A 20,243-nucleotide genomic window follows, 5' to 3' on the forward strand; every position below is an offset into this window, starting at 1 on the left:
GCAGCTGTTACGGGTTGGTGGTTCGTGGGCCGAGCTCGGCCCTCCCACGCGGGGGTGACGGGGCGTACCCCGACAGATCACTCGACGGTGATCCCCATGGACCGGGCGGTGCCGGCGATGATCTTGGCGGCCTGGTCGATGTCGACGGCGTTCAGATCTTCCTGCTTGGTCTTGGCGATCTCCCGGACCTGATCCTGGGTGACCTTGCCGACCTTGTTGGTGTGCGGCTCGCCGGAGCCCTTGGCGATCCCGGCGGCCTTCAGGAGGAGCTTGGCGGCCGGCGGGGTCTTCAACTTGAAGTCGAAGGAGCGATCTTCGTAGACGAAGATCTCCACCGGGATGACATTGCCGCGCTGCTGCTCGGTCGCGGCGTTGTACGCCTTGCAGAACTCCATGATGTTCACGCCGTGCTGACCAAGCGCCGGACCCACGGGCGGGGCCGGGTTCGCCTGGCCTGCCTGGATCTGGAGCTTGATGATCCCGGCGAGCTTCTTCTTCTTGGGAGGCATCTCTGGTTCCTTGGATTGTTACCTGCTGTTCCGCGCCCGCTGGAGACGCGGAAGTCTCTTGTTGTGTGCCCCTCGACTCGAGGAGCGAGGCCTCGTGGACCTAGATCTTCTCGACCGTCACATTCAGAGGTCGGGGAAGACAGGAGCGGCGCTGCGCGCCGGTCATATCTTCTCGACCTGATTGAAGCCGAGTTCGACCGGCGTCTCGCGACCGAAGATCGACACGAGGACCTTCACCTTGCGCTGCTCGGCGTTGACCTCGCTGATCGACGCGGGCAGGGTCGCGAACGGTCCGTCCATGACGGTCACCGACTCGCCGACCTCGAAGTCGACCTCGATCACCGCGGTCGCTGCGGCAGCCGCAGCCTCGACGCCCTCGGCACCGGCCTTGGCCGCAGCCGGCTTCTTGGCCTCCACGCGCGGGGCGAGGAACTTGAGCACCTCGTCGAGCGACAGCGGAGACGGACGGGACGTGAGTCCGACGAACCCGGTGACACCCGGGGTGTTGCGGACCGCGCCCCACGACTCGTCGTTGAGGTCCATGCGCACGAGGATGTAGCCCGGCAGCACCTTGCGGTTGACCTTCTTGGGCTGACCGTTCTTGATCTCGGTGACCTCTTCGGTCGGGACCTCGACCTGGAAGATGTAGTCGCCGACGTCCAGGTTCTGGACACGGGTCTCGAGGTTGGCCTTCACCTTGTTCTCGTACCCGGCGTAACTGTGGATCACGTACCAGTCGCCCGGCGCGCGCCGCAGTTCCTTGCGCAGCTTCTCGACCGGGTCCTCGTCGGTCTCCTCGACAGGAGCGTCGGCGGCAGCCGCGCCCGCATCGTCCGCGGTGTCGGGGTCGGAATCCGCGGCGGCCTCGTCGGAGTCTGCGGTGGCGTCCCCCTCGGCCTCGCTGCCGGTGTCGGCGTCGTCGGCCTCGTCGACTGCTGCCGAGACATCGTCGGCGGTCTCGACCGCACTGTCGGCAGCCTCGACCGCCGAGGCGTCGGCCTCGGTGGCGTCGTCGAACTCGTTATCGGGGGTGCTCACTGCAGCCCACGCTCCCTTTCGGTTTGGTCGATCCTCCGAGTCGTCCCGCTCGCGCCCGTTGACACGGACGTCAGCCGAACAGCCAGAGGACTCCCTTGGCGAAGGCGAGGTCGAGGCCGGAGATGAATGCGGTCATGATGATCACGAAGACCAGCACGACGATCGTGTAGGTGATCATCTCGCGGCGCGTCGGCCAGATGACCTTCTTCAGTTCGGCGACGACCTGCTGCAAGAACACCCAGATCCGAACGAACGGATTCCGTGTCTCCTGTGCAGGTGCCTTCTTCTTGCGGTCCTTGACGGCGACGGCGGAACCGGTGTCCGCATCGCCATCGGTGCTGAGGGTGCCCGCCGACGCACGACGACCTCGACCCGAGCGCTTACCGGAGGGACGAACCTCATCCGACGATGCGTCGTCCGCAGCGTCGGAGGTGGTGTCGTCCAGAGCGTCCTGCGCCGAATCGGCTGCAGACGTTCCCGCTGCTTCCTTCGCGCGGGCGGCCCGGTCTCGCTTGCTCACCTTCGAGATCCTCTCGTCAACGTGTGCCCTCACCAGGGCAGGGGCGACAGGACTTGAACCTGCAACCTGCGGTTTTGGAGACCGCTGCTCTGCCAGTTGAGCTACGCCCCTTTGTGGCCGGGAACCCGACCACTCGTCATCAGCCGACTCCTGTCATCGCGCCGTGCGACCGCTGGACCAGCCGGCCGATCGCAACGCTTGCGCATCCCGATCCCACTTCGCCCTGACACAACCAACGCGCCACCCTATGGGCGGCGCGCAAGTCTAAGTCAACCTCAGACACTTCAGTGTAGAACACCGGCGTACCCGAACTCCAACTCGCCCGTCGGAGAGCTCGTGGGTCGATCCTACCGGCCGCCGCCGGGACGCCCGGCTGATCGAGTCCGCTGGGACTCTCGGCTGATCGGCCCCCGCCGGAACACCCGGCCGATCGAGTACTCCGTCACCGGCCGGTAGACAGCGCCGCTGCCAGGATCGCCACCGCCTCGCCGTAGCGATCCGGTGCCGACGCGGCGTAGTTCAGGCGCACGAACGGCCCCGTCTGCTCGGCCGGGAACCACTCCGACCCCGGTGACAGCGACAATCCTGCGGCGAGACATCGCGCTGCGACCGCGTCGGGGTCGGTCGGCGACCCGTCGATCAGGTCGGGCAGACGTACCCAGAGGTTGAGCCCGCCGGTCGGCGGCCGTCCGACGGTCAACTCGGGCACGGTCGCGACCTCGTCGAGCAGCCGATCCCGACGGATGCGGAGCTCGCGCCGCAGCCGCAGCAGGTGGGTCCGCCACGCCGGGCGGGTGACGATGTCGAGAGCGGCGACCTGCAGCAGCGGCGACACGTAGAGGTCGGAGAGCGACAGCGCGGCATCGATGCGTGCGCGGGCCGGCCCACGAGCCAACACCGCTGCCACGCGCACCGCCACGGACATGCTCTTGGTGAGCGACCTGATGTAGACGACGTGCCCGTCACGATCGGACGCGGCCATCGGTGGCGGTGTGGCCTCCAGCGCGAAGTCGTGCGCCCAGTCGTCCTCGACCACGAATGCGCGATGCGCGACGGCCACCTCCAGCACCGCCTCACGCTGCGCAGGGGTCCACACGTCGCCGGTCGGATTGGCATGCGTGGGCTGCACATACAGCATCCGGGCGCCACTCGCGGCGAGTGCGGCGTCGAGGTCGTCGGGGTCGGGCGCCCCGGCGCGCCGACCGACCGGGACCACGGTGAGTCCCGCCTGTCGCGCGGCCGCGATGGCACCCCAGTACGTCGGCGACTCCATCACGACGGACTGACCGGGGGCCGCGAGCGCCCGGAACGTCGCCGACAGGGCGGCCTGTCCGCCCGCTGCGATGACCGCATCCGTGTCGTGCCAGCCGTCGGCACCCAGTTCGTCGACGAACCATCGCCGCAGATCGGGTAGGCCGGCCGCGGCGGGACGGAGGTGGACGTCGTCGCGCCGCGCGGCACGGGTGACGGCAGCGCGCACCTCTGCCACCGGCATCAGCGACGGATCGGGGTATCCGCTGTGCATGGCGATGGTGTCGTGCGGGACCTGACGCAGGATCGAACCGGTCGGCGTCGGGCCGGAGCGGTCGGCGCCCAGGGCGGTGGTCTGCCAGGCGACGTCGGCGCGGTCCGCGCGGTTGCGCCGTGCGCGAACGAAAGTCCCTTGCCCCGAACGGGTCTCGACGACACCTTCAGCGACCAACACGGCGAGTGCGCGCTGGACGGTCACCGGTCCCGCACCAAACTCCGCGGCGATCGCGCGCGTCGACGGCAGTCGGGTCCCGGCCGGACGCTGCTCGGCCAGCGCACGCAGATGCGCGGCGATTCGGCCACTGCTATCGTCAGACATGAGTAGCAATGATAGCGCTATCGCGCACGATGCTCCGGTGATATCGCCGCGAGGACTCGGGTGGGGACTGGTCGGGGTCACCGCCTTCTCGTTCACGGTCCCGCTGACCCGCGTCGCGGTCGCCGGTCTCGACCCCTTCGTCGTGGGCTGTGGACGCGCCGTCGTGGCCGCGTTGCTGGCGGTGATCGCGCTCGCGGTGGGACGTGCCCGCCTTCCGATCGCCCGAGAGTGGCCACGGCTGGCCCTCGTCGCCGCCGGGGTGGTCGTCGGATTCCCGGTGCTCACCTCGCTCGCCATGCGCGACACCGGGTCCCCGCACGCCGCGGTGGTCATCGGGCTGCTGCCCGCTGCCACCGCCGTAGGGGCGGTCCTCCTCGCCCGTGAGCGTCCCAGCTCACGCTTCTGGTGCGGCGCTGTCATCGGCGCGGTGGTCACGGTGGGTTTCGTCCTGCTGGTCGCAGGATCACCGAGCGGTGTGTCGGTGTCCGATCTCTACCTGCTCGGCGCGGTCGTGCTGGCCGCACTCGGCTACGCCCAGGGCGGGGTACTCGCACGCACGCTCGGCTCGTGGCAGACCATCAGCTGGGCCCTGGTGCTGGCATCGCCGGTGATGGCGGCGGTCACCGGCATCCGGCTCGACGGCTCGCTCCCCCATGCCACCGGCGGTCAATGGGCGGCATTCGGCTACCTCTGCGCCGTCAGCATGTTCCTCGGATTCTTCGCCTGGTATCGCGGACTGGCCATCGGGCCGCTCTCCACGGTGGGCCAGGTCCAACTGGTCCAGCCGGTGCTCACCGTGGCCTGGTCGGTGCTGTTCTTCGGGGAGACGATCGGCGCTATGGTAATCATGGGCGGAGTCGCGGTCGTGGCCACCACCGCGTTCACGGTCCGCAGCCGTGTCGGCACCCGCGCTTCGCGACCGTCCCGACCACTGCCCGACGCACAGGTCGGCTCGCCTGCTCGACCTCGGTGACCCGACGCCGACACGACGAACGGCCGGCGGCACGAGCCACCGGCCGTTCGTGGTCGGAGTCGTCAGTCGAACTGCACCGTCAGTCCGACCGCACCGCCCGTCGACTCAGTTGAACTGCACCTGGGCGAGGGCGCGACCGAAGATCTTGCGGTCACCCTGCTTGGCGATGATGGTGATGACGCCGCGCTTGGTCTCCGGGTCGAGGGACTTGACCTTGCCGGTGAAGACCACCTCGGCGTAGCCCTCGGCCGGCACGTACACCGGGCTGGTGAAGCGCACGTTGTACTCGAAGATCGCCGCCGGGTCACCGACGAACGAACTGATGAAGCTGGCACCGAGTCCCATCGTCTGCATGCCGTGGGCGACGCAGGTCTCCATGCCGATGACCTTCGCCACCTCGTCGGAGAAGTGGATCGGGTTGGGATCGCCTGCCACACCCGCGTAGTTCACCAGGTTGCCCCGGGTCAGCGTCTTGGTGATCGACGGCAACTCCTGACCGACGGTCAGCGAGTCGAACGCGATGGCCGAGTACGGCTTGGGCTCGACCTGAGGGTCCGGCTTGCTGTAGCGCTCGAACGGGCCGTGCACGTTCTGCGGGAGTTCCGGCTCCGCATCGACCTTCATCATCACGTGCTCGAGCTTGTCGAGCACCTCGGGATCGACCTCGACCGCGGCGCGGGCCACCAGACTCGTCCAGGTGGTCATCACCGGCTCGTCGTACTGGTTCCAGATGATGTTCTTGGTGACCATCACGTCGGCACCGGCCATCTGGCGGAACGAATCGAGCGAGACGTCGCAGATGAGGCGGTCGCCGACCTTGATCGGCTGGTGGAAGACCAGCCGCTGATCGGTCTGCATGATCTGCCACAGGTCGTAGCCGGTGACGACGTCCTCGAAGAGACGACGCTGGGCGATGATGCCGAGGACGGAGACGAAGGTCGGCGCGGCGATCAGGGTGTCGTGACCCAGCTCGGCGGCGCGCGCCTCGTTCCAGTGGACCGGATGGTCGTCCTGCACCGCGCGGGCGTGCTTGCGGACCTCTTCGCGGCCGACCTCGTAGTAGTCGTCGACGGTGTAGTTGAAGCCCACCATCTCCTGGGTGTGCGCCGCGATCTCTTCCGGCGTCAGCTTCGCGCCGCTCTTCAGCGCATCGAGGCGCTGCTGGGCTTCGGACTCGGTGACGGACATGCTCGGTTCCCGCTCCTTCGCTCGTCGCTGCGCGTGGTCACGGGAGTGGTGGGCTGCTCCACATCCTCCAGATCACCGATCCCGCGACGGGCGACCCGGGACCTCGTGCGCATACACGGGGCCCGACGCCCCGTGCGGGTCGGTCAGCGCGATTCTTTGTGCGCCTGGTGCTTGCCGCAGTTCGGGCAGAACTTCTTGATCTCGAGACGATCGGGATCGTTGCGGCGGTTCTTCTTGGTGATGTAGTTCCGGTGCTTGCACACCTCGCACGCCAAGGTGATCTTGGGGCGGACATCAGTTGACGAGGCCACGTCGTTGCCTTCTTTCGGTGGTACGGGGTCGGTGCCGCAGCGCGCTGGCTTTCGGGCCGATCCGGTCTCTTCGGATGTGTAGCGGTGGAGGGGCTCGATCCCTCGACCTCACGATTATGAGTCGTGCGCTCTAACCAGCTGAGCTACACCGCCCTGCGGACTGTTACCGACGTCCAGCGAGCCCCCTGACGGAATCGAACCGTCGACCTTTTCCTTACCATGGAAACGCTCTACCGACTGAGCTAAGGGGGCGTTCCCCGAGCATCCCTCACGGGCTGCTCGAGAGCCTTGTCGAGGTTACACACCGACGACACAGGGCGCCAAATCGCTGGTCAGAACTGCGATCAACAGACCTGTGGTCGTCGGCGTGGACCACGCCGTGGCAGGTATAGGATTCGAACCTATGTAGCTTGCGCGACGGATTTACAGTCCGCTCCCTTTGGCCGCTCGGGCAACCTGCCGTGCCGCTCGCCCGGCCCTGGTCGGAGCCGCGAGAACAACGCCGCAAAGAATACAACGGACCACCGGCTCCGATGCAAACCGGCTGCTCAGCAGGAGCCGAGAACGCCGCCGCCAGGCCCGGATCGCAACTGCGGAGCGATGTCCGACGGACGGGAGCGGCTTTCGGTGTCGCACCCACCGACCGCGTTGCCACTGCGGCCCCCACTGCGGCCCTCCACTGCGCCGCCGGGCGCCGGAGGCCGATGGCCTAGGCTGGTCGACATGGCAGATTCATCCTTCGACGTGGTCAGCAAGGTCGATCGGCAGGAGGTCGACAACGCCCTCAACCAGGCCGCCAAGGAACTGTCCCAGCGGTACGACTTCCGCGGCACCAACACCGGCATCGAGTGGTCCGGCGACGAGACCATCGTGATCACCTCGGATGCCGAGGAGCGGGCCCTGGCCGGCCTCGAGGTGTTCAAGGAGAAGCTCATCCGCCGGGACATCTCACTGAAGGCGTTCGACGCAGGCGAGCCCGCAGCGTCGGGCAAGACCTTCAAGATCAACGGCAAGATCGTCGAGGGCATCGACTCCGATCAGGCCAAGAAGATCTCCAAGAAGATCCGTGACGAAGGCCCCAAGGGCATCAAGGCGCAGATCCAGGGCGACGAACTCCGCGTCACCAGCAAGTCGCGCGACGACCTCCAGACGGTCATCCTGCTGCTGAAGAACGCCACCGATCTCGACATCGCGCTGCAGTTCGTCAACTACCGCTGAGCGGACTGGTTGCGCCGGGGCCGCTCTCGCTCATGCGTCCGCGGGAAGGTCCTTTCCCCGGCCGGCTAGTGCCCGCGGCGGGCCATCTCCTGCAGACGTGCGATGCGGTCCGCGGTCGGCGGGTGGGTCGAGAACATCTTGCCGATGCGCTCACCGGCCCGGAACGGGCTCTCGATCATCAGATGCGACTGGGCCGCGATGTCGGGCTGCGGGGGCAGCGGGGCGGCCGCCACACCACCGGAGATCTTTGCGAGCGCCGAGGCCAGGGCGAGCGGATCACCGGTCAGCTCGGCACCCGACTGATCGGCCTGGTACTCCCGTGAGCGCGACACCGCCATCTTGACCAGCGTCGCCGCGATCGGCCCCAGGAGTGCGATCAGGATGAGCGCGAACGGATTCGGCGAGTTCTCCCGACTTCCGAAGGCGCCGAAGAACATCGCGAAGTTCGCCAAGCCGGAGATGATCGCGGCCATCGCGCCGGCGATCGAGCTGATCAGGATGTCGCGGTTGTACACATGCGACAGCTCGTGCCCGAGAACGGCGCGCAACTCACGTTCGTCCAGCAGCTGCAGGATTCCTGCGGTGCAGCAGACCGCGGCGTTCTTGGGATTGCGACCGGTCGCGAACGCGTTGGGCGACTCGGTAGGGCTGATGTACAGCGCGGGCATCGGCTGCCGCGCGGTGGTCGCCAGCTCGCGCACGATGCGGTACAGCACCGGGGCCTCGACCTCGGTCACCGGCTGCGCGTGCATCGCCCGCAGCGACATCTTGGCGGAGTTGAAATAGACGTAGGCGTTCACGGCGATCGCCACCAGCACCGACCCCGCCAGGATCACCGGGCTGCGGAACGCCGCACCGATGCCGACGATGATCGCCGACATCAAACCCAGCAGAGCAGCGGTCTTGAGACCGTTCACGTGCACCAATCCTCGTGTCCGTCGTGCATTGTCCGATGTGGTCGGGTCGGCGGCGACGCACGACCTCCACATGATGCAAACGACGGCACCGGCAAAAGAGTTTCCGAAGCGGACCGCAGTTCGACGCTCGCGACCCCGGCGACCGCCGCCACCATGGCGACGGCGGCTACCCGGTGCGGTCGATCGTGTAGTCGACGAGCGACGAGAGCGCGGTGTGCGCCGGCCCCTCGGGCAGTTGCGCCAACTCGGCCGCAGCCGCATCGGCGTACCCCCGCAGACGATCGTGCGCGGCCGTCATCCCGGCCGACCCGTTGAGCACCTCGATGGCCTCGGCGACCACGGCGTCGTCGGTGACCGGGATGGCGAGCCCGGTGTCGGGGTCGATGAGCAGGGTTCGCAGCCGGTCGGCGGTCTCGTCGCCCGCGGCGAGCGCGTACAGCACCGGCAGCGTGTGCACACCCTCCCGGAGGTCGGTGCCCGGTGTCTTGCCGGAATCGCCGGTGGCCGAAGAGATGTCGATGATGTCGTCGGACACCTGGAAGGCCGTGCCGATGATGTCACCGAGTCGGGAGAGTCGCTCGACGTCGTCGGCCTCGGCGCCCGATGCCATCGCGCCGAAGCGTCCGGCAGCGGCGATCAGCGAGCCGGTCTTCTCCCACACCACCTTGAGGTAGTGGTCCACCGGATCGGTTCCCGGTGCGGCGCCGACGGTCTCCCGCATCTGGCCGGTTACCAGCTCGGCGAAGGTCTCGGCGATGATCCGCACGGCCTCGGGGCCCAGTGTCGACACGAGTCGTGAGGCGCGGGCGAACAGGAAGTCACCGGACAGGATGGCGACGCTGTTGCTCCAGCGGGCGTTGGCGCTCGACGCCCCCCGACGCAGCGGAGCCTCGTCCATCACGTCGTCGTGGTACAGCGTCGCGAGGTGGATCATCTCCACGACCGTGGCCGAGGTGATGACATCGGAATCGTTCGGGCGGGGGCCGAACTGCGCTGCCAGGATCGCGAACATCGGGCGAAAGCGCTTGCCGCCGGCCTTGGCCAGGTGGGTGGCCGCCTCGGTCATGATGTCGTCGCCCGAGGAGAGCTCGGCCAACAACAGGTCCTCGACCGCGGCCAACTGCGTGCGCACCTCATCGGCGAACTCGTCGGAGGCCAGGTCCAGCCCGGCGAATGTCGACTTCACGCGCTCTGCCGCCCCATCTCGTCCTACCTCGGCCGCGGCGACCTCTCGACGATCGCCGCCTCTGCCTGCTGAGCGTAACCGTAGGCACCGCCCGACATACTGGTCGGGTGAGCGGCGTCTCCCCAGTCCCCGATCCGGCCCGCGGGCCCGACGACGATGGCACCCCGGACCATGGCACTTCCGACCGTGACACCTCGGCTGATGTCACCCAGACCGAGGGCACCAACTTTGATGACATCCGGGCCGATGAGACCGGGGCCGATGACGCCTCGGGCACCGGGCGCTCGGTTCAGGGCACCGCCAGGACTGCAGCTGGTCCCGTCGCATCCGACTCGGCCGGTGCGAACTCGCCCGTCCCGCTCCGGGCCGACGTACTCGTCGTGGGCGCCGGCCCGGGCGGTGCTGCCGCCGCCGCCCATGCGGTGGCGGCCGGACGCGACGTCGTCCTCCTGGACGCGGCTACCTTTCCACGCGACAAGACCTGCGGCGACGGCCTGACACCGCGCGCGGTCGCCGAGTTGAGCACCCTCGGTATGGCCGACCACCTAGCCGACCGTCCGCGCATCGACGGTCTGGCACTCCATGGTTGGGGCGCCCGTCAGGAGATCCGGTGGCCCTCGTCGGGCCGGTTCCCCGACCACGGCAGCGCAGTCGCCCGGACGGAATTCGACGACGCGGTGCGCGACTTCGCGGTTCGACGCGGTGCGCATATGGTGCAGGGCGCGAAGGCGGTCGATGTCGAGATGTCGGGCGATCGGATCGCGTCGGTGATCGTCGAGCACGACGGTCGCAGGCATCCGATCGCGGTGGATCAGGTGATCGTCGCGGATGGCGTGCGCTCACCGCTCGGCAAGCGACTCGGGCGCGAATGGCATCGCGACACCGCGTACGGCGTGGCGGCGCGCGCCTACGTCCGCTCCGGCCGCGCCGACGACCACTGGATGGGCTCGCATCTCGAACTCCGGGGTCCCGACGGCGACCTCCTGCCCGGTTACGGTTGGGTGTTCCCGCTGGGCGCGGCGGGCGGCCACCAGCTCAACGTCGGCGTCGGTGCGCTCGCCACCTCCCGCCGACCCGCCCAGATGGCATTGCGGCCGATACTCGAGCACTACACCGAATCGGTGCGTGCGGAGTGGGCGATCGACGGTCCGCCGACGTCGATCACATCGGCCCTGTTGCCGATGGGCGGTGCCGTCACCGGTGTCGCGGGGCGCAACTGGATGCTGATCGGCGACGCCGCCGCATGTGTGAACCCGCTGAACGGCGAAGGCATCGACTACGCGCTGGAGACCGGCCGGCTGGCCGCGGAGCTGCTGGGCGAGCGACACGGCGACCACACCCACATCTGGCGCGACCTGCTCGTCGACCACTACGGCCTGGCGTTTTCCGCCGCCCGACGACTGGCAGGGGTCTTGACCGTCCCGTCCGCGGTCCCCCTGCTCGGCCGACCGGGCATCCGCTCGGGCCGGCTGATGTCGCTGGTGGTGCGCGTGATGGGCAACCTCGTCACCCCCGAGGACTCCGACCTCGTCGCGCGAGCATGGCGCACAGCCGGGCGGGTCTCCACCCAGGTCGACCATCGCCCACCGTTCCGCTGACGCATATTTGATAAAATCTGCCCGACGGGGTGGCGTGGACCACACCCGGGATCGGGAGGAGACCATGTCCGTCGTCACCACCGCCGCGGATCGAGCACGCCGCGCGCTCTCCGGCCGCATCGCAGAGCGGCACCGTCTCGGCAGTGAGATCGCCGATCTCGACCCTGCCGAGTCGCAGCAGATCGCCCAACTCCTCGGGACCCGCGAGTTTCCCTGGGGGATCACGCAGGCGCTGAGTTTTGCACTGTTCCGCACTTACGCGGTGCCGTCGATCGGCGACCTGCTGTATCGCACCGGCCAATTCACCGAGCAGACCCAGAAGCGCTACGACGACACCGTGCTGCTGCTCGACGCGCCGGTCGAGCACGGCTTCGAGAGTCCGCTCGGGCGGGCCGGCGTCCGGCGTATCAACCAGATGCACGCGATGTACGACATCTCCAACGACGACATGCTCTACGTGCTCGCGACCTTCGTGGTGTGCCCGGTCCGATGGGTGAACAGCTACGAGTGGCGCCGGCTGACCGACCACGAGGTCCGAGGGCTGACCGACTACTACCGCCGGCTGGGTAAGCACATGGCCATCAAGGGGATTCCGGAGACCTACGCGGAGTTCGAGCGGCTCATGGACGACTACGAGGACCAGCACTTCGCGTTCAGCGAGGACTCGCGCGCCGTCGCCGACGCAACCCTCGACCTGCTCGGCACCTTCATGCCGTACCGTCTGCTCCCCCGTGCCGTGGTTCGACGCATGTCGTTCGCGCTCATGGACGATCGCCTGCTCTGGGCATTCCACTACCCTCGCCCGACAGCCGTCGAGCGAGTGCTGGTCCGCGGCGGTCTACGCCTCCGCGGACTGGCCATCCGACTCTTCGCCCCTCCGCGCACCGAGCCCCTGTTCGGTCGGCAGACCCCACAGGTCCGCTGCTACCCGAACGGTTACGAGATCTCCGAGCTCGGGACCTTCGCCCCGGGATGTCCGGTGCTGCACAACGGAACCCGTCGGACATCCACACCCGGCGTCGACCCCACCTGGACGGAGGTCCGCGCCGCGCGCTGAGACACAGACCACCGGGTCATCCACGGCGTCGCGGCGGTCAGGACGCCGATCGCGTCGGCCGCGTGTCGGCTGTTGCCGCGGTCGAGACCGCCCACATCATCAACCCGAGTCCTAGGACGACGCCGTGGGCGATTCGGACGGGGCCCGGCGCGAAGAACTGCGGGAGGAAGAGCACCAACATCGCAGAGGTGATCCCGACGCCCCATCGCTCCAGGCGAGCTCCGGTCCGGTGGTCGAGAACGAGCCGTACCGCCGCCCACCCCAGGAGGATCCAGCCGACGGCGAACACGACGAGGGGCGTCGGCGCGAACCGGAAGTCGTCGGCGATGTCCACCGCCGACGGGGTGCCGCCGGCCTCCACCCACTTTCCCATCGCATTCAACCCGAAGGCCTCTGCGCCGTAGTACGGCAGCAACGCACTCGCCGACAGCCAGGCCAATAGCTCGGTGGTCCGTCTGCCCGCACCACCGCCGCCGTCTCGGGGCGTCCAGGCATCGCCGCGGAGCACCAGCGCGATGGTGACGAACCCGACCATCGCGGCCAGGTGCGCGACCACCCAGGTCACGGAGGCGAAGTGCTCCGCCCCGGCGAGACCGGTCTCCGGACCGAAGCCGCGGAGCAGCGGGTAGAGGACGAAGCCCGCCGCGGCGAGGACCAACAGCGCGGATCGGATCGGAGAGCGCATGACGACCACCGTTTCATCAGTGAGCAGTGCTCTCTAATTATGAGAGCACTGCTCACTTTCCGTCAAGGGCTGCCCTCGACCGTGCGCTCGAAATCGTTCATCGTGCGCTCCAAACCGTCGACCGTGCGCTCGAAACTGTTGATCGTGCGTACAGCGATCCGCGCGCACGGTCGACGAGTTCGCGCGCACGGTCGACGGATCCGCGCGCACGGTCGACGAGTTCGAGCGCACGGTCGACGGATCCGCGCGCACGGTCGACGAGTTCGCGCGCACGGTCGACGGATCCGCGCACGGTCGACGAACTCGAGCGCACGATCGACGCCGGCGCGACCCCCGCGCCGGGGGTCAGCGGATCGCGGAATGGATGGCGGCGATGCCGCCGGTGAGGTTGCGCCAGGAGATCTCGGTGAAACCGGCCTCACGCAGTAGTCGGGCGAGCCCATCCTGATCGGGCCACGCCCTGATGGACTCGGCCAGGTAGACGTAGGCGGCCGGATTGCTCGACACCCGCCGGGCCACTGCGGGCAGCGCCTTCATCAGGTACTCGAGGTAGACCGTGCGGAACGGCCCGAAGGTCGGTGACGAGAACTCGCAGATAGCCAGTTGCCCACCGGGTTTGAGGACTCGGCGGAGTTCTGCGAGCGCGGTCGGGACATCGTTGACGTTACGCAGACCGAAGGAGATGGTCGCGGCATCGAAGGACGAGTCGGCGAACGGCAGGGCGAGCGCATCGGCGGCAACCTTGGGCACCGGGCGACGCGCACCCGCCTTGAGCATCCCCAGCGAGAAGTCGGCGGCCACGCAGTGTGCGCCGGACCCGGCGAGTTCGACGGTCGACACCGCGGTGCCGGCGGCGAGATCGAGGACGACGTCGTCGGGGCGGAGCGCGAGGGTGCGACGGGTGGTCGTGCGCCAGCCGCGATCACGCCCGAAGGACAGCACGGTGTTGGTGATGTCGTAGCGCTTGGCCACCCCGTCGAACATGGTGGCGACCTCGGCCGGGTCCTTGTCCAGGCCGGCCCGGTCCAATCCGGCCTGTTGCGACCAATGCTCACCCGACGTCTCCGCTGCCATGCCGATCACGCTACCGGCCGACCACGGCGAGGTGATGGTCGGAGCATCGACCGTCGGCACCCTCGACGGTGCGACGAACTGCGGTCGGACCGGTGGCGGCCCGAGCCTTCCCGGTGGCGTGTGGGCGCCGATACTCAACCGGCGAGGGACTGCACCCCGTCGAGCGGTTCCACCACCGCGCGGTAGTGGTCGACCAACTGCTCGCACACCACCGGCCACGTCCGTGACCGCACGGCGCCGAGGGCGGCACGGCCGAACTCGGCCCGCACGGCGGCCGGACGGAGGCCGTCGACCGCACCCGGCAGGAGCTCGGCGAACGACGCGGGCGGCAGCAGGTAGCCGGTCCGGCAGTGCGCGACCAGATCGCGCGGCCCGCCGGCGTCCGGGCCGATCACCGGGAGTCCGCTGGCCATCGCCTCCTGGATCGCCTGACAGAAGGTCTCGTGCTCCCCCGCGTGGGCGAACACGTCGAGACTGGCATACGCCCGCGCCAGTTCCGCACCGCGCAGTTCGCCGGTGAACACCGCGGTCGGCATCAGCGCCGACAATCGGGCGCGCTCGGGGCCGTCACCGACGATGACCACCTGGACCGTCGGGTCCGATGCCAACACTGCCAGTCGCTCGACGTGCTTTTCCGGGGCGAGCCGTCCGACGAACCCGACGATCAGCCGCTCCTCACCCACACCGGCCGGGCCTCCGGGTACGGCGCTCGGGCCGCCGAGCCACTGCGCACGGAGCGTCCCGTCACGGTGGGCGGGATCGAACAATTCCAGGTCGACCCCACGTCCCCAGCGATACAGACGTGGGATACCGTGCGATGCAAGCGCTTCCAGAGTCGCGGTCGACGGCGCCAGGGTGCGTGTGCAGGCCTCGTGCAACCGGCGCGTGTAGCGCCAGGCGAGTCGACTCGTGACCGCGAGACCATAGCTGTCGGCGAAACCGGCCACGTCGGTCTGAAAGACGGCGACCGTCGGGACACCCAGTCGACCCGCGGCGTGCGCGGCAGCCGCGCCGATCACGAACGGCGACGCGAGGTGCACCACGTCGGGTTCGAAGTCGCGCAGCGCTCGATACAAGAGCGGCGTGGGCACCCCGACCGGGAGGGACGAGACTCCTGGCACCATGACCGACGGCACCAGGTGGACCGGGGTGCGCCGACCCACCATCCGGGGAGCCTGCTCGTGGCCACGAGGGGTGTCCGGCGCGATGACCACCACCTCGTGGCCGGTGCGCTCCAGATGGTCGACGACGCGGAGGACGGAGTTGACGACCCCGTTCATCTGCGGGAGAAAACTCTCGGCGGCGATTGCGACGCGCATGCCGTCATTGTCCGACAACCACCTTTCGCAGGCGCCGGCGCGACGTGTACGCCCGCCGAACCCGCGGTGAACACTCACCGCACACCTGCTCAGACGCCCGCGGACGACCTCGTCGCGGCTGCTCCAGTCGTCTCGCCGGTCGTGCCCGATCGCTCGGGCGCAGTGCTCGCGGCGTCCGACTCCCGGCGCCACAGCGAGGTCAGCGTCAACCGGCCCGGGCCGATGAACACAATCAGGAAGAGCGCCCAGCAGAACAGCGCGGCGGTCTCACCGTTGTTCTCGATCGGCAGCAGAGCATCGGGTTGATGACTCCAGAAGTACGCGACGGCAAGGGTTCCGGAGGCGAGGAACGCGGCGGCGCGAGTGCCGACTCCCACGACGAGAAGTGCGCCACAGACGAATTCGATGATGCCCGCCCACCAAGCGGGCCAGGCTCCCAGTTCGACCGGATCGCCACCTCCCGGCCAGCCGGTCAGCTTCGCCGAGCCATGGCAGAACAGCAGAAACCCGATGACGATGCGAAACACGCCGAGGACATAGGACGACGACCGATCAACGTAGGTGAGCATTACCTGATCTTGCCGAGAGACGGACGAGTCGGCTACTGCGCGACCTCGACTGTGAGCGTCCCCATACGCGCCGATGATTGTGTGAGGCACCATGAACAAGTGACCGAGATGTTGCTGGCCAGTCGATGGCTCTCCGCCGTACCGGATTTCGTGAACCCACTCGTCGAGCGATCTGCGAGATCGATTCGCATCGGGTTCATCGGCGCGGCGTCGGAGATCTACCCACAGCCGGGGTGGCTGGGCGTCGATCGAGAGGCTCTGCGTGACTTCGGTTTCGAGGTGATCGACATCGATCTCGGACGCTCGACCCCGGAATCCCTCGACACCGCTCTCGATGCCGTCGACGCCGTCTTCGTGGCCGGCGGCAACACCTTTCATCTGCTGCACGTCCTGCGTCGCACGGGGACCGACGCCGTGCTCACCCGGCGGGTCCGGGATGGACTCCCCTACATCGGCGAGAGTGCCGGGTCGGTGGTCGTCGGTCCCGACCTCACGCCGATCGCCGGCATGGACGATCCGGGTGAGACGGAGCCGTTGGACTCCTGGGCGGCGTTGGGATTGGTCGACATCGTGGTCATCCCGCACGCGGACGGCATCGTGATGGGCACCGCGGTGATCGACGAGACCCGACGCAACCACGGCGACGACGACCGTCTCGTCTACATCGACGACGATCAGGCGGTGCGTGTGTCCGACAGTTCCTGGTCGGTGGTGTCGTCCGGCTGATCCGGATCGGGGTCGGAGTCGGTGGAGCCGCCTGACGCACCGCCACCACGACGTACCAGCCGGCGGTTGATCTCGGCCAGCGCAACCATCAGGACACCCACGACGACCCAACCGAGAGCCGCCACCGAGAGCGCCGGGATCACGGCCAGGCTCGCGTTCCGTCCGGCGGGACGCGCGAGATCCGGGTTGGAGGTCGAGTAGTCGACGCTGATGCGCTGTCCCTGGGACAGCTCCGTCGGATACAGGAGACCGAGGCGCGGGCTGTAGAACTGCCCGTCCGGCGTCTGGAAGTTCACCGCCGCGTGCAGCCGGTCGGCGGACACGACCTCCGCCATGGTCGTGGCCTTGTCCGCGTCGATCTGACGATCGTTGTGGAAGCTACCGGCGACCAGCATCACGGCCATCACGCTCACCACCACGCCGACACCCAGCAGCACGATCTGCACGCGCCGCAGGATGGTCGGGTTCATGGCAGCCAGGATAACCGGCGTCACTCGGCAGCCGATCGACCGACTTCGGGTCTCGATGATCGGAATGCAGCCCTGTCACGGCATTTCCCCAGGACAGCGTCGAACGCGAGGAACATCGCCCGCTCACGCGATCGTTGCCCGAAGAGGTGAGCGGGCCGACCACGCGAGAGGCCCCGCCGCCGCGAAGACCCACGCACATCATCTCCGACCTGCTGACCAGGGGGACCACCGATGACCACGTTCGCAAGCCCGGTCGACACCGACACCTACGGCGAGTACGCGATCACCCGACGGCCCGACGACGACCGTCCGCTGTATCGCTTCACCGGGCGGATCTCCGACGACGACTCGACGCCGTACCCGGCCGAAGCCGGTCGCTACCACGTCTATGCCGGACTGTTCTGCCCGTGGGCGCAGCGGGTGACGCTGACGGTCGAGCTGGCCGGACTGCGCGACTCCGTGTCGGTGAGTTACGTCGACAACGCGCGCGACGGGCGCGGGTGGGCGTTCCGCGAGGCCATCGGGCCCGATCCGGTGAACGACTTCGCCCTGCTCCGTGACGCCTACGAGGCGACCGAGCCGGGCTTCGACGGGCACATCTCGGTGCCCACGCTGTGGGACCGGACCAGTGGTCGGGTCATCAGCAACGACTTCGCGACGATCGACCGCGACCTCGCATCGCGGACCGCGGGCATCGCAGGCCCCGACCGCATCGAGCTCTACCCCGCCGAGAAGCGTGCGGAGATCGACCGCCTCGAGGAGTGGCTCCGGCCGACGGTGAACAGCACCGTCGGTTCGGCGACCGGTTCGGGCCCGGACGCCGCGCAAGCGTCGGCGACCCTGCAGACCGCACTCGCCGCACTCGACGAACGCCTCACCGGGAGCCGCTTCCTCATCGACGACCAGGTCACGCTCGCCGATGTCCGGCTCTGGGTGTCGCTGGTCCGCTACGACGCCGCCGCCGCACGCTCCGGTGCACCACGGCTCGCCGAGCATCCGCACGTCTGGCGGTACGCACGGGAGCTGTACGCGCTGCCCGCATTCGCCGGGACCACCGATTTCCCATCCTTCGGCGGCACCGACGCCGTCGCCGAGGACTGGCGATCGGGAGCAGAACACGGAGTCCCCGCGTGACCGACCCGGCGTCGCTCTCGGTCCTCGACCTCCTGCCCCGATCGTCGGGGGCGGATGCCCAGGCTGCCCTGCACAACGCGGTCGATCTCGCACAGTCGGCGGAACGCTTCGGGTATCGGCGCTACTGGTTCGCCGAACACCACCTCAATCCGGGCGTGCTGGGTTCGTCACCGGCGGTGGAGATCGCGCTCGTCGCGGCGGCGACCCGGACCATCCGACTCGGTTCGGCCGGAGTGCAATTCGGCCACCGGACCCCGTTGGCGACGGTCGAGGAGTTCGGTCTGATCGACGCGCTGCACCCGGGTCGGCTCGACCTCGGGATCGGACGTTCACCTTCACGCCCGAAACCGGCACCGGCCGGCGAGGCACCGGGTGAGACCGGGCAGGACTACCTGTCCCGACGCGGCGGCGGCGACCACGACGAGGACTCGCACACCGACAACGGGCTGTTGCTGCCCCGACGCTTCGACATCGCATCGTCGGTCTCGAAGAGCAAGTTCGTCCGGTTGCTCGATGCCCTGCAGCAGCCGGGCGCCTACGCCCCGGACTACGACGACCAGATCGCCGAGGTGCTCGCACTGCTCCGGGGGACGGCCGTCGGGTCCGATGGCACGCCGCTGCACGCATCTCCCGGCGAGGGCGCCGACGTCGAGGTCTGGATCCTGGGAGCCTCGGGTGGCGAGAGCGCCACCGTCGCGGGACGTCGGGGCCTGCCGTTCATCGCCGGCTACCACCACAGCCCCAGCACGGTGATCGATGCCGTCGACGCGTATCGGGCGGCCTTCGAGCCGTCGGCCCACCTACCCGAACCGTATGTCGCGGTGTCGGTGGACGCGGTGATCGGCGACACCGACGACCACGCGACCGAGTTGGCGTCCGGCTACCCTGCCTGGGTGCGCAGCATCCGACGGGGCGAGGGGGCCATCGCCTATCCGACGCCCGCAGAGGCAGCGGCACTCGACTGGACCGACGACGACCGCGACCTGGTCCGTGATCGGGTGCTCACCCAGTTCGTCGGATCGCCGGCGACCGTCGCCGACCGGCTCGAGCAGTTGCGCGACGCCACCGGCGCCCGCGAGATCGTGATCACGACCATCACCCACGACCACGCCGACCGGGTGCGTTCGTATGAGTTGATCGCCGCGGAGTGGGCCCGCCGATGACCGTCCCGACGCAGCCGACCGTCCCGACGGGGCCGCAGACGCACATCCTCGACAATCCCGCGTGGGCGAGTCTGTCCGGGGTCCAGGCCGACCTCGGCGAGACAACCTCGCGGGCCGGTCGATACCTGCCGACGGTGTCGCCGTTCGGTGCGGTGAGTGATCCCACCGATCCACTCGCCTGGGCCGATCTCGCCGGGCTGATCGCGCCCGGCGGGGGCGTCGCGATGACCGCCGAGCCCGACGACATCCCGTCCGACTGGGAGGACCGCGATCCGACTCCTGGTGTCCAGCTGGTCCCGACCGACGCGCTGGTGACCGGCCCGTTCGCGGGTGCGGTGGAACTGGGCGCCGACGATGCGTCCGAGATGGTCGACCTGGTCACCCGCACTCGGCCGGGACCCTTCTTCTCCGAGACCCATCGGATGGGTCGCTACCTCGGGATCCGCTCGGAGGCAGGAGCACTCGTCGCGATGGCCGGAGAGCGGCTGCATCCGCCCGGCTGGACCGAGATCAGCGCGGTCTGCACCGACCCCGGATACCGCGGTCGGGGCTACGCACGTGCCCTCGTCGGTGCCGTCGCGCACGAGATCTTCGCGCGTGGTGAATCCCCGTTCATGCATGCCGCGGCATCGAACACGTCGGCGATCGAGCTCTATCTACGGATGGGTTTCGTCATCCGTCGGACGGTGGACTTCCACTACCTGAGGCCGATCCGGGGGTAGGGCTCCTCAGCCCTGGC

21 protein-coding genes and 4 tRNA genes are annotated in these 20,243 nt (G+C 68.6%); 8 read left to right on the plus strand and 17 right to left on the minus strand.

Annotation, left to right across the window (positions count from 1 at the left end):
* Positions 1 to 77 precede the first annotated feature (77 nt).
* The 5 genes from rplK to GS4_RS08665 form a co-directional block, all read right to left on the minus strand.
* Entirely contained in the window at positions 78 to 509 is a 432-nt protein-coding gene (gene rplK, locus GS4_RS08645; protein WP_007619621.1) for a 50S ribosomal protein L11, read from the minus strand.
* A gap of 162 nt (positions 510 to 671) precedes the next feature.
* A complete protein-coding gene (nusG, locus tag GS4_RS08650) occupies positions 672 to 1,547 on the minus strand; it encodes a transcription termination/antitermination protein NusG (protein WP_007619627.1) in 876 nt (291 codons plus the stop codon).
* 70 nt (positions 1,548 to 1,617) lie between these two features.
* Positions 1,618 to 2,067, minus strand: a complete 450-nt coding sequence (gene secE, locus GS4_RS08655; protein WP_007619628.1) for a preprotein translocase subunit SecE — start codon at positions 2,065 to 2,067, stop codon at positions 1,618 to 1,620.
* 38 nt (positions 2,068 to 2,105) lie between these two features.
* Positions 2,106 to 2,178: transfer RNA gene (locus tag GS4_RS08660), tRNA-Trp, on the minus strand.
* Positions 2,179 to 2,509: 331 nt separating this feature from the next.
* A complete protein-coding gene (locus GS4_RS08665; protein WP_007619629.1) occupies positions 2,510 to 3,916 on the minus strand; it encodes an aminotransferase-like domain-containing protein in 1,407 nt (468 codons plus the stop codon).
* Here GS4_RS08665 and GS4_RS08670 point away from each other — a divergent pair.
* Positions 3,915 to 4,889 carry a DMT family transporter gene (locus GS4_RS08670; RefSeq protein ID WP_083862679.1) on the plus strand — a complete coding sequence of 325 codons (975 nt, stop codon included), beginning with the start codon at positions 3,915 to 3,917 and terminating at the stop codon, positions 4,887 to 4,889. The genes GS4_RS08665 and GS4_RS08670 overlap by 2 nt on opposite strands.
* A 105-nt stretch (positions 4,890 to 4,994) precedes the next feature.
* On the opposite strand, the gene GS4_RS08675 is transcribed toward GS4_RS08670, so the two are convergent.
* The 5 genes from GS4_RS08675 to GS4_RS08695 form a co-directional block, all read right to left on the minus strand.
* The gene (locus tag GS4_RS08675) at positions 4,995 to 6,077 is read right to left on the minus strand and encodes a fused (3R)-hydroxyacyl-ACP dehydratase subunits HadA/HadB (protein WP_007619637.1); all 1,083 of its coding nucleotides are present in this window, start codon (positions 6,075 to 6,077) and stop codon (positions 4,995 to 4,997) included.
* A 143-nt stretch (positions 6,078 to 6,220) separates the two neighbouring features.
* Complete coding sequence (gene rpmG / locus GS4_RS08680; RefSeq protein ID WP_003929651.1) at positions 6,221 to 6,388, minus strand: 50S ribosomal protein L33; 168 nt, start codon at positions 6,386 to 6,388, stop codon at positions 6,221 to 6,223.
* Between the two features lie 79 nt (positions 6,389 to 6,467).
* Positions 6,468 to 6,541: transfer RNA gene (locus GS4_RS08685), tRNA-Met, on the minus strand.
* 26 nt (positions 6,542 to 6,567) lie between these two features.
* A tRNA-Thr gene (locus tag GS4_RS08690) sits at positions 6,568 to 6,640 on the minus strand.
* Between the two features lie 128 nt (positions 6,641 to 6,768).
* Positions 6,769 to 6,849, minus strand: a tRNA-Tyr gene (locus tag GS4_RS08695).
* A gap of 262 nt (positions 6,850 to 7,111) precedes the next feature.
* Between GS4_RS08695 and GS4_RS08700 the strand changes: the two genes are divergently transcribed.
* On the plus strand, positions 7,112 to 7,606 hold the full coding sequence (locus tag GS4_RS08700) for a YajQ family cyclic di-GMP-binding protein (RefSeq protein ID WP_007619639.1): 495 nt from the start codon (positions 7,112 to 7,114) through the stop codon (positions 7,604 to 7,606).
* A gap of 65 nt (positions 7,607 to 7,671) precedes the next feature.
* Here the strand turns inward: GS4_RS08700 and htpX are convergent, their stop codons facing one another.
* Positions 7,672 to 8,529, minus strand: a complete 858-nt coding sequence (gene htpX, locus GS4_RS08705) for a zinc metalloprotease HtpX (RefSeq protein WP_007619641.1) — start codon at positions 8,527 to 8,529, stop codon at positions 7,672 to 7,674.
* Between the two features lie 160 nt (positions 8,530 to 8,689).
* Positions 8,690 to 9,709: a polyprenyl synthetase family protein gene (locus GS4_RS08710; RefSeq protein ID WP_007619643.1), complete on the minus strand. Its 1,020-nt coding sequence runs from the start codon at positions 9,707 to 9,709 to the stop codon at positions 8,690 to 8,692.
* 107 nt (positions 9,710 to 9,816) lie between these two features.
* Here GS4_RS08710 and GS4_RS08715 point away from each other — a divergent pair, with 107 nt between their 5' ends.
* Both GS4_RS08715 and GS4_RS08720 read left to right on the plus strand, forming a co-directional pair.
* Entirely contained in the window at positions 9,817 to 11,307 is a 1,491-nt protein-coding gene (locus GS4_RS08715) for a geranylgeranyl reductase family protein (RefSeq protein WP_007619644.1), read from the plus strand.
* Between the two features lie 64 nt (positions 11,308 to 11,371).
* On the plus strand, positions 11,372 to 12,364 hold the full coding sequence (locus GS4_RS08720) for an oxygenase MpaB family protein (protein ID WP_007619646.1): 993 nt from the start codon (positions 11,372 to 11,374) through the stop codon (positions 12,362 to 12,364).
* A 37-nt stretch (positions 12,365 to 12,401) separates the two neighbouring features.
* Here GS4_RS08720 and GS4_RS08725 read toward each other — a convergent pair whose 3' ends face one another.
* The 4 genes from GS4_RS08725 to GS4_RS08745 all read right to left on the minus strand — a co-directional run bounded on the left by GS4_RS08725 (position 12,402) and on the right by GS4_RS08745 (position 16,011).
* Positions 12,402 to 13,049 carry a hypothetical protein gene (locus GS4_RS08725; protein WP_007619648.1) on the minus strand — a complete coding sequence of 216 codons (648 nt, stop codon included), beginning with the start codon at positions 13,047 to 13,049 and terminating at the stop codon, positions 12,402 to 12,404.
* 345 nt (positions 13,050 to 13,394) lie between these two features.
* On the minus strand, positions 13,395 to 14,123 hold the full coding sequence (locus tag GS4_RS08735) for a demethylmenaquinone methyltransferase (protein ID WP_051989684.1): 729 nt from the start codon (positions 14,121 to 14,123) through the stop codon (positions 13,395 to 13,397).
* Positions 14,124 to 14,257: 134 nt separating this feature from the next.
* Entirely contained in the window at positions 14,258 to 15,442 is a 1,185-nt protein-coding gene (locus GS4_RS08740; RefSeq protein WP_007619652.1) for a glycosyltransferase family 4 protein, read from the minus strand.
* An 89-nt stretch (positions 15,443 to 15,531) separates the two neighbouring features.
* Entirely contained in the window at positions 15,532 to 16,011 is a 480-nt protein-coding gene (locus tag GS4_RS08745) for a DoxX family protein (protein WP_007619654.1), read from the minus strand.
* 108 nt (positions 16,012 to 16,119) lie between these two features.
* Between GS4_RS08745 and GS4_RS08750 the strand changes: the two genes are divergently transcribed.
* A complete protein-coding gene (locus GS4_RS08750) occupies positions 16,120 to 16,737 on the plus strand; it encodes a Type 1 glutamine amidotransferase-like domain-containing protein (RefSeq protein WP_007619657.1) in 618 nt (205 codons plus the stop codon).
* On the opposite strand, the gene GS4_RS08755 is transcribed toward GS4_RS08750, so the two are convergent.
* Complete coding sequence (locus GS4_RS08755; protein ID WP_040509935.1) at positions 16,686 to 17,207, minus strand: DUF3592 domain-containing protein; 522 nt, start codon at positions 17,205 to 17,207, stop codon at positions 16,686 to 16,688. The two genes, GS4_RS08750 and GS4_RS08755, sit on opposite strands and share 52 nt — an antisense overlap.
* A gap of 231 nt (positions 17,208 to 17,438) precedes the next feature.
* Here GS4_RS08755 and GS4_RS08760 point away from each other — a divergent pair, with 231 nt between their 5' ends.
* From GS4_RS08760 to GS4_RS08770, 3 genes are read left to right on the plus strand one after another with little or no spacing between them, the layout of a single operon-like run.
* A complete protein-coding gene (locus tag GS4_RS08760) occupies positions 17,439 to 18,341 on the plus strand; it encodes a glutathione S-transferase C-terminal domain-containing protein (protein ID WP_007619661.1) in 903 nt (300 codons plus the stop codon).
* Positions 18,338 to 19,504 (plus strand): LLM class flavin-dependent oxidoreductase, encoded by a 1,167-nt coding sequence (locus GS4_RS08765; protein WP_007619662.1) that lies wholly within the window; start codon positions 18,338 to 18,340, stop codon positions 19,502 to 19,504. The genes GS4_RS08760 and GS4_RS08765 overlap by 4 nt, the downstream gene beginning before the upstream one ends.
* The gene (locus tag GS4_RS08770; protein WP_007619664.1) at positions 19,501 to 20,226 is read left to right on the plus strand and encodes a GNAT family N-acetyltransferase; all 726 of its coding nucleotides are present in this window, start codon (positions 19,501 to 19,503) and stop codon (positions 20,224 to 20,226) included. The genes GS4_RS08765 and GS4_RS08770 overlap by 4 nt, the downstream gene beginning before the upstream one ends.
* The last annotated feature ends 17 nt before the right edge of the window (positions 20,227 to 20,243 follow it).

This window comes from Gordonia soli NBRC 108243, from assembly GCF_000334455.1.
In the GTDB taxonomy this organism is placed as follows: Bacteria; Actinomycetota; Actinomycetes; order Mycobacteriales; family Mycobacteriaceae; genus Gordonia; species Gordonia soli.

Bases quoted from the DNA above. Each gene is read 5' to 3' on its own strand.
- GS4_RS08700 (WP_007619639.1), top strand. From the start codon at position 7,112: ATGGCAGATTCATCCTTCGACGTGGTCAGCAAGGTCGATCGGCAGGAG.
- GS4_RS08745 (WP_007619654.1), bottom strand. From the start codon at position 16,011: ATGCTCACCTACGTTGATCGGTCGTCGTCCTATGTCCTCGGCGTGTTT.
- GS4_RS08675 (WP_007619637.1), bottom strand. From the start codon at position 6,077: ATGTCCGTCACCGAGTCCGAAGCCCAGCAGCGCCTCGATGCGCTGAAG.
- GS4_RS08755 (WP_040509935.1), bottom strand. From the start codon at position 17,207: ATGAACCCGACCATCCTGCGGCGCGTGCAGATCGTGCTGCTGGGTGTC.
- GS4_RS08720 (WP_007619646.1), top strand. From the start codon at position 11,372: ATGTCCGTCGTCACCACCGCCGCGGATCGAGCACGCCGCGCGCTCTCC.
- GS4_RS08725 (WP_007619648.1), bottom strand. From the start codon at position 13,049: ATGCGCTCTCCGATCCGATCCGCGCTGTTGGTCCTCGCCGCGGCGGGC.
- GS4_RS08665 (WP_007619629.1), bottom strand. From the start codon at position 3,916: ATGTCTGACGATAGCAGTGGCCGAATCGCCGCGCATCTGCGTGCGCTG.
- GS4_RS08760 (WP_007619661.1), top strand. From the start codon at position 17,439: ATGACCACGTTCGCAAGCCCGGTCGACACCGACACCTACGGCGAGTAC.
- GS4_RS08740 (WP_007619652.1), bottom strand. From the start codon at position 15,442: ATGCGCGTCGCAATCGCCGCCGAGAGTTTTCTCCCGCAGATGAACGGG.
- GS4_RS08670 (WP_083862679.1), top strand. From the start codon at position 3,915: ATGAGTAGCAATGATAGCGCTATCGCGCACGATGCTCCGGTGATATCG.
- GS4_RS08770 (WP_007619664.1), top strand. From the start codon at position 19,501: ATGACCGTCCCGACGCAGCCGACCGTCCCGACGGGGCCGCAGACGCAC.
- GS4_RS08750 (WP_007619657.1), top strand. From the start codon at position 16,120: ATGTTGCTGGCCAGTCGATGGCTCTCCGCCGTACCGGATTTCGTGAAC.
- rplK (WP_007619621.1), bottom strand. From the start codon at position 509: ATGCCTCCCAAGAAGAAGAAGCTCGCCGGGATCATCAAGCTCCAGATC.
- GS4_RS08735 (WP_051989684.1), bottom strand. From the start codon at position 14,123: ATGGCAGCGGAGACGTCGGGTGAGCATTGGTCGCAACAGGCCGGATTG.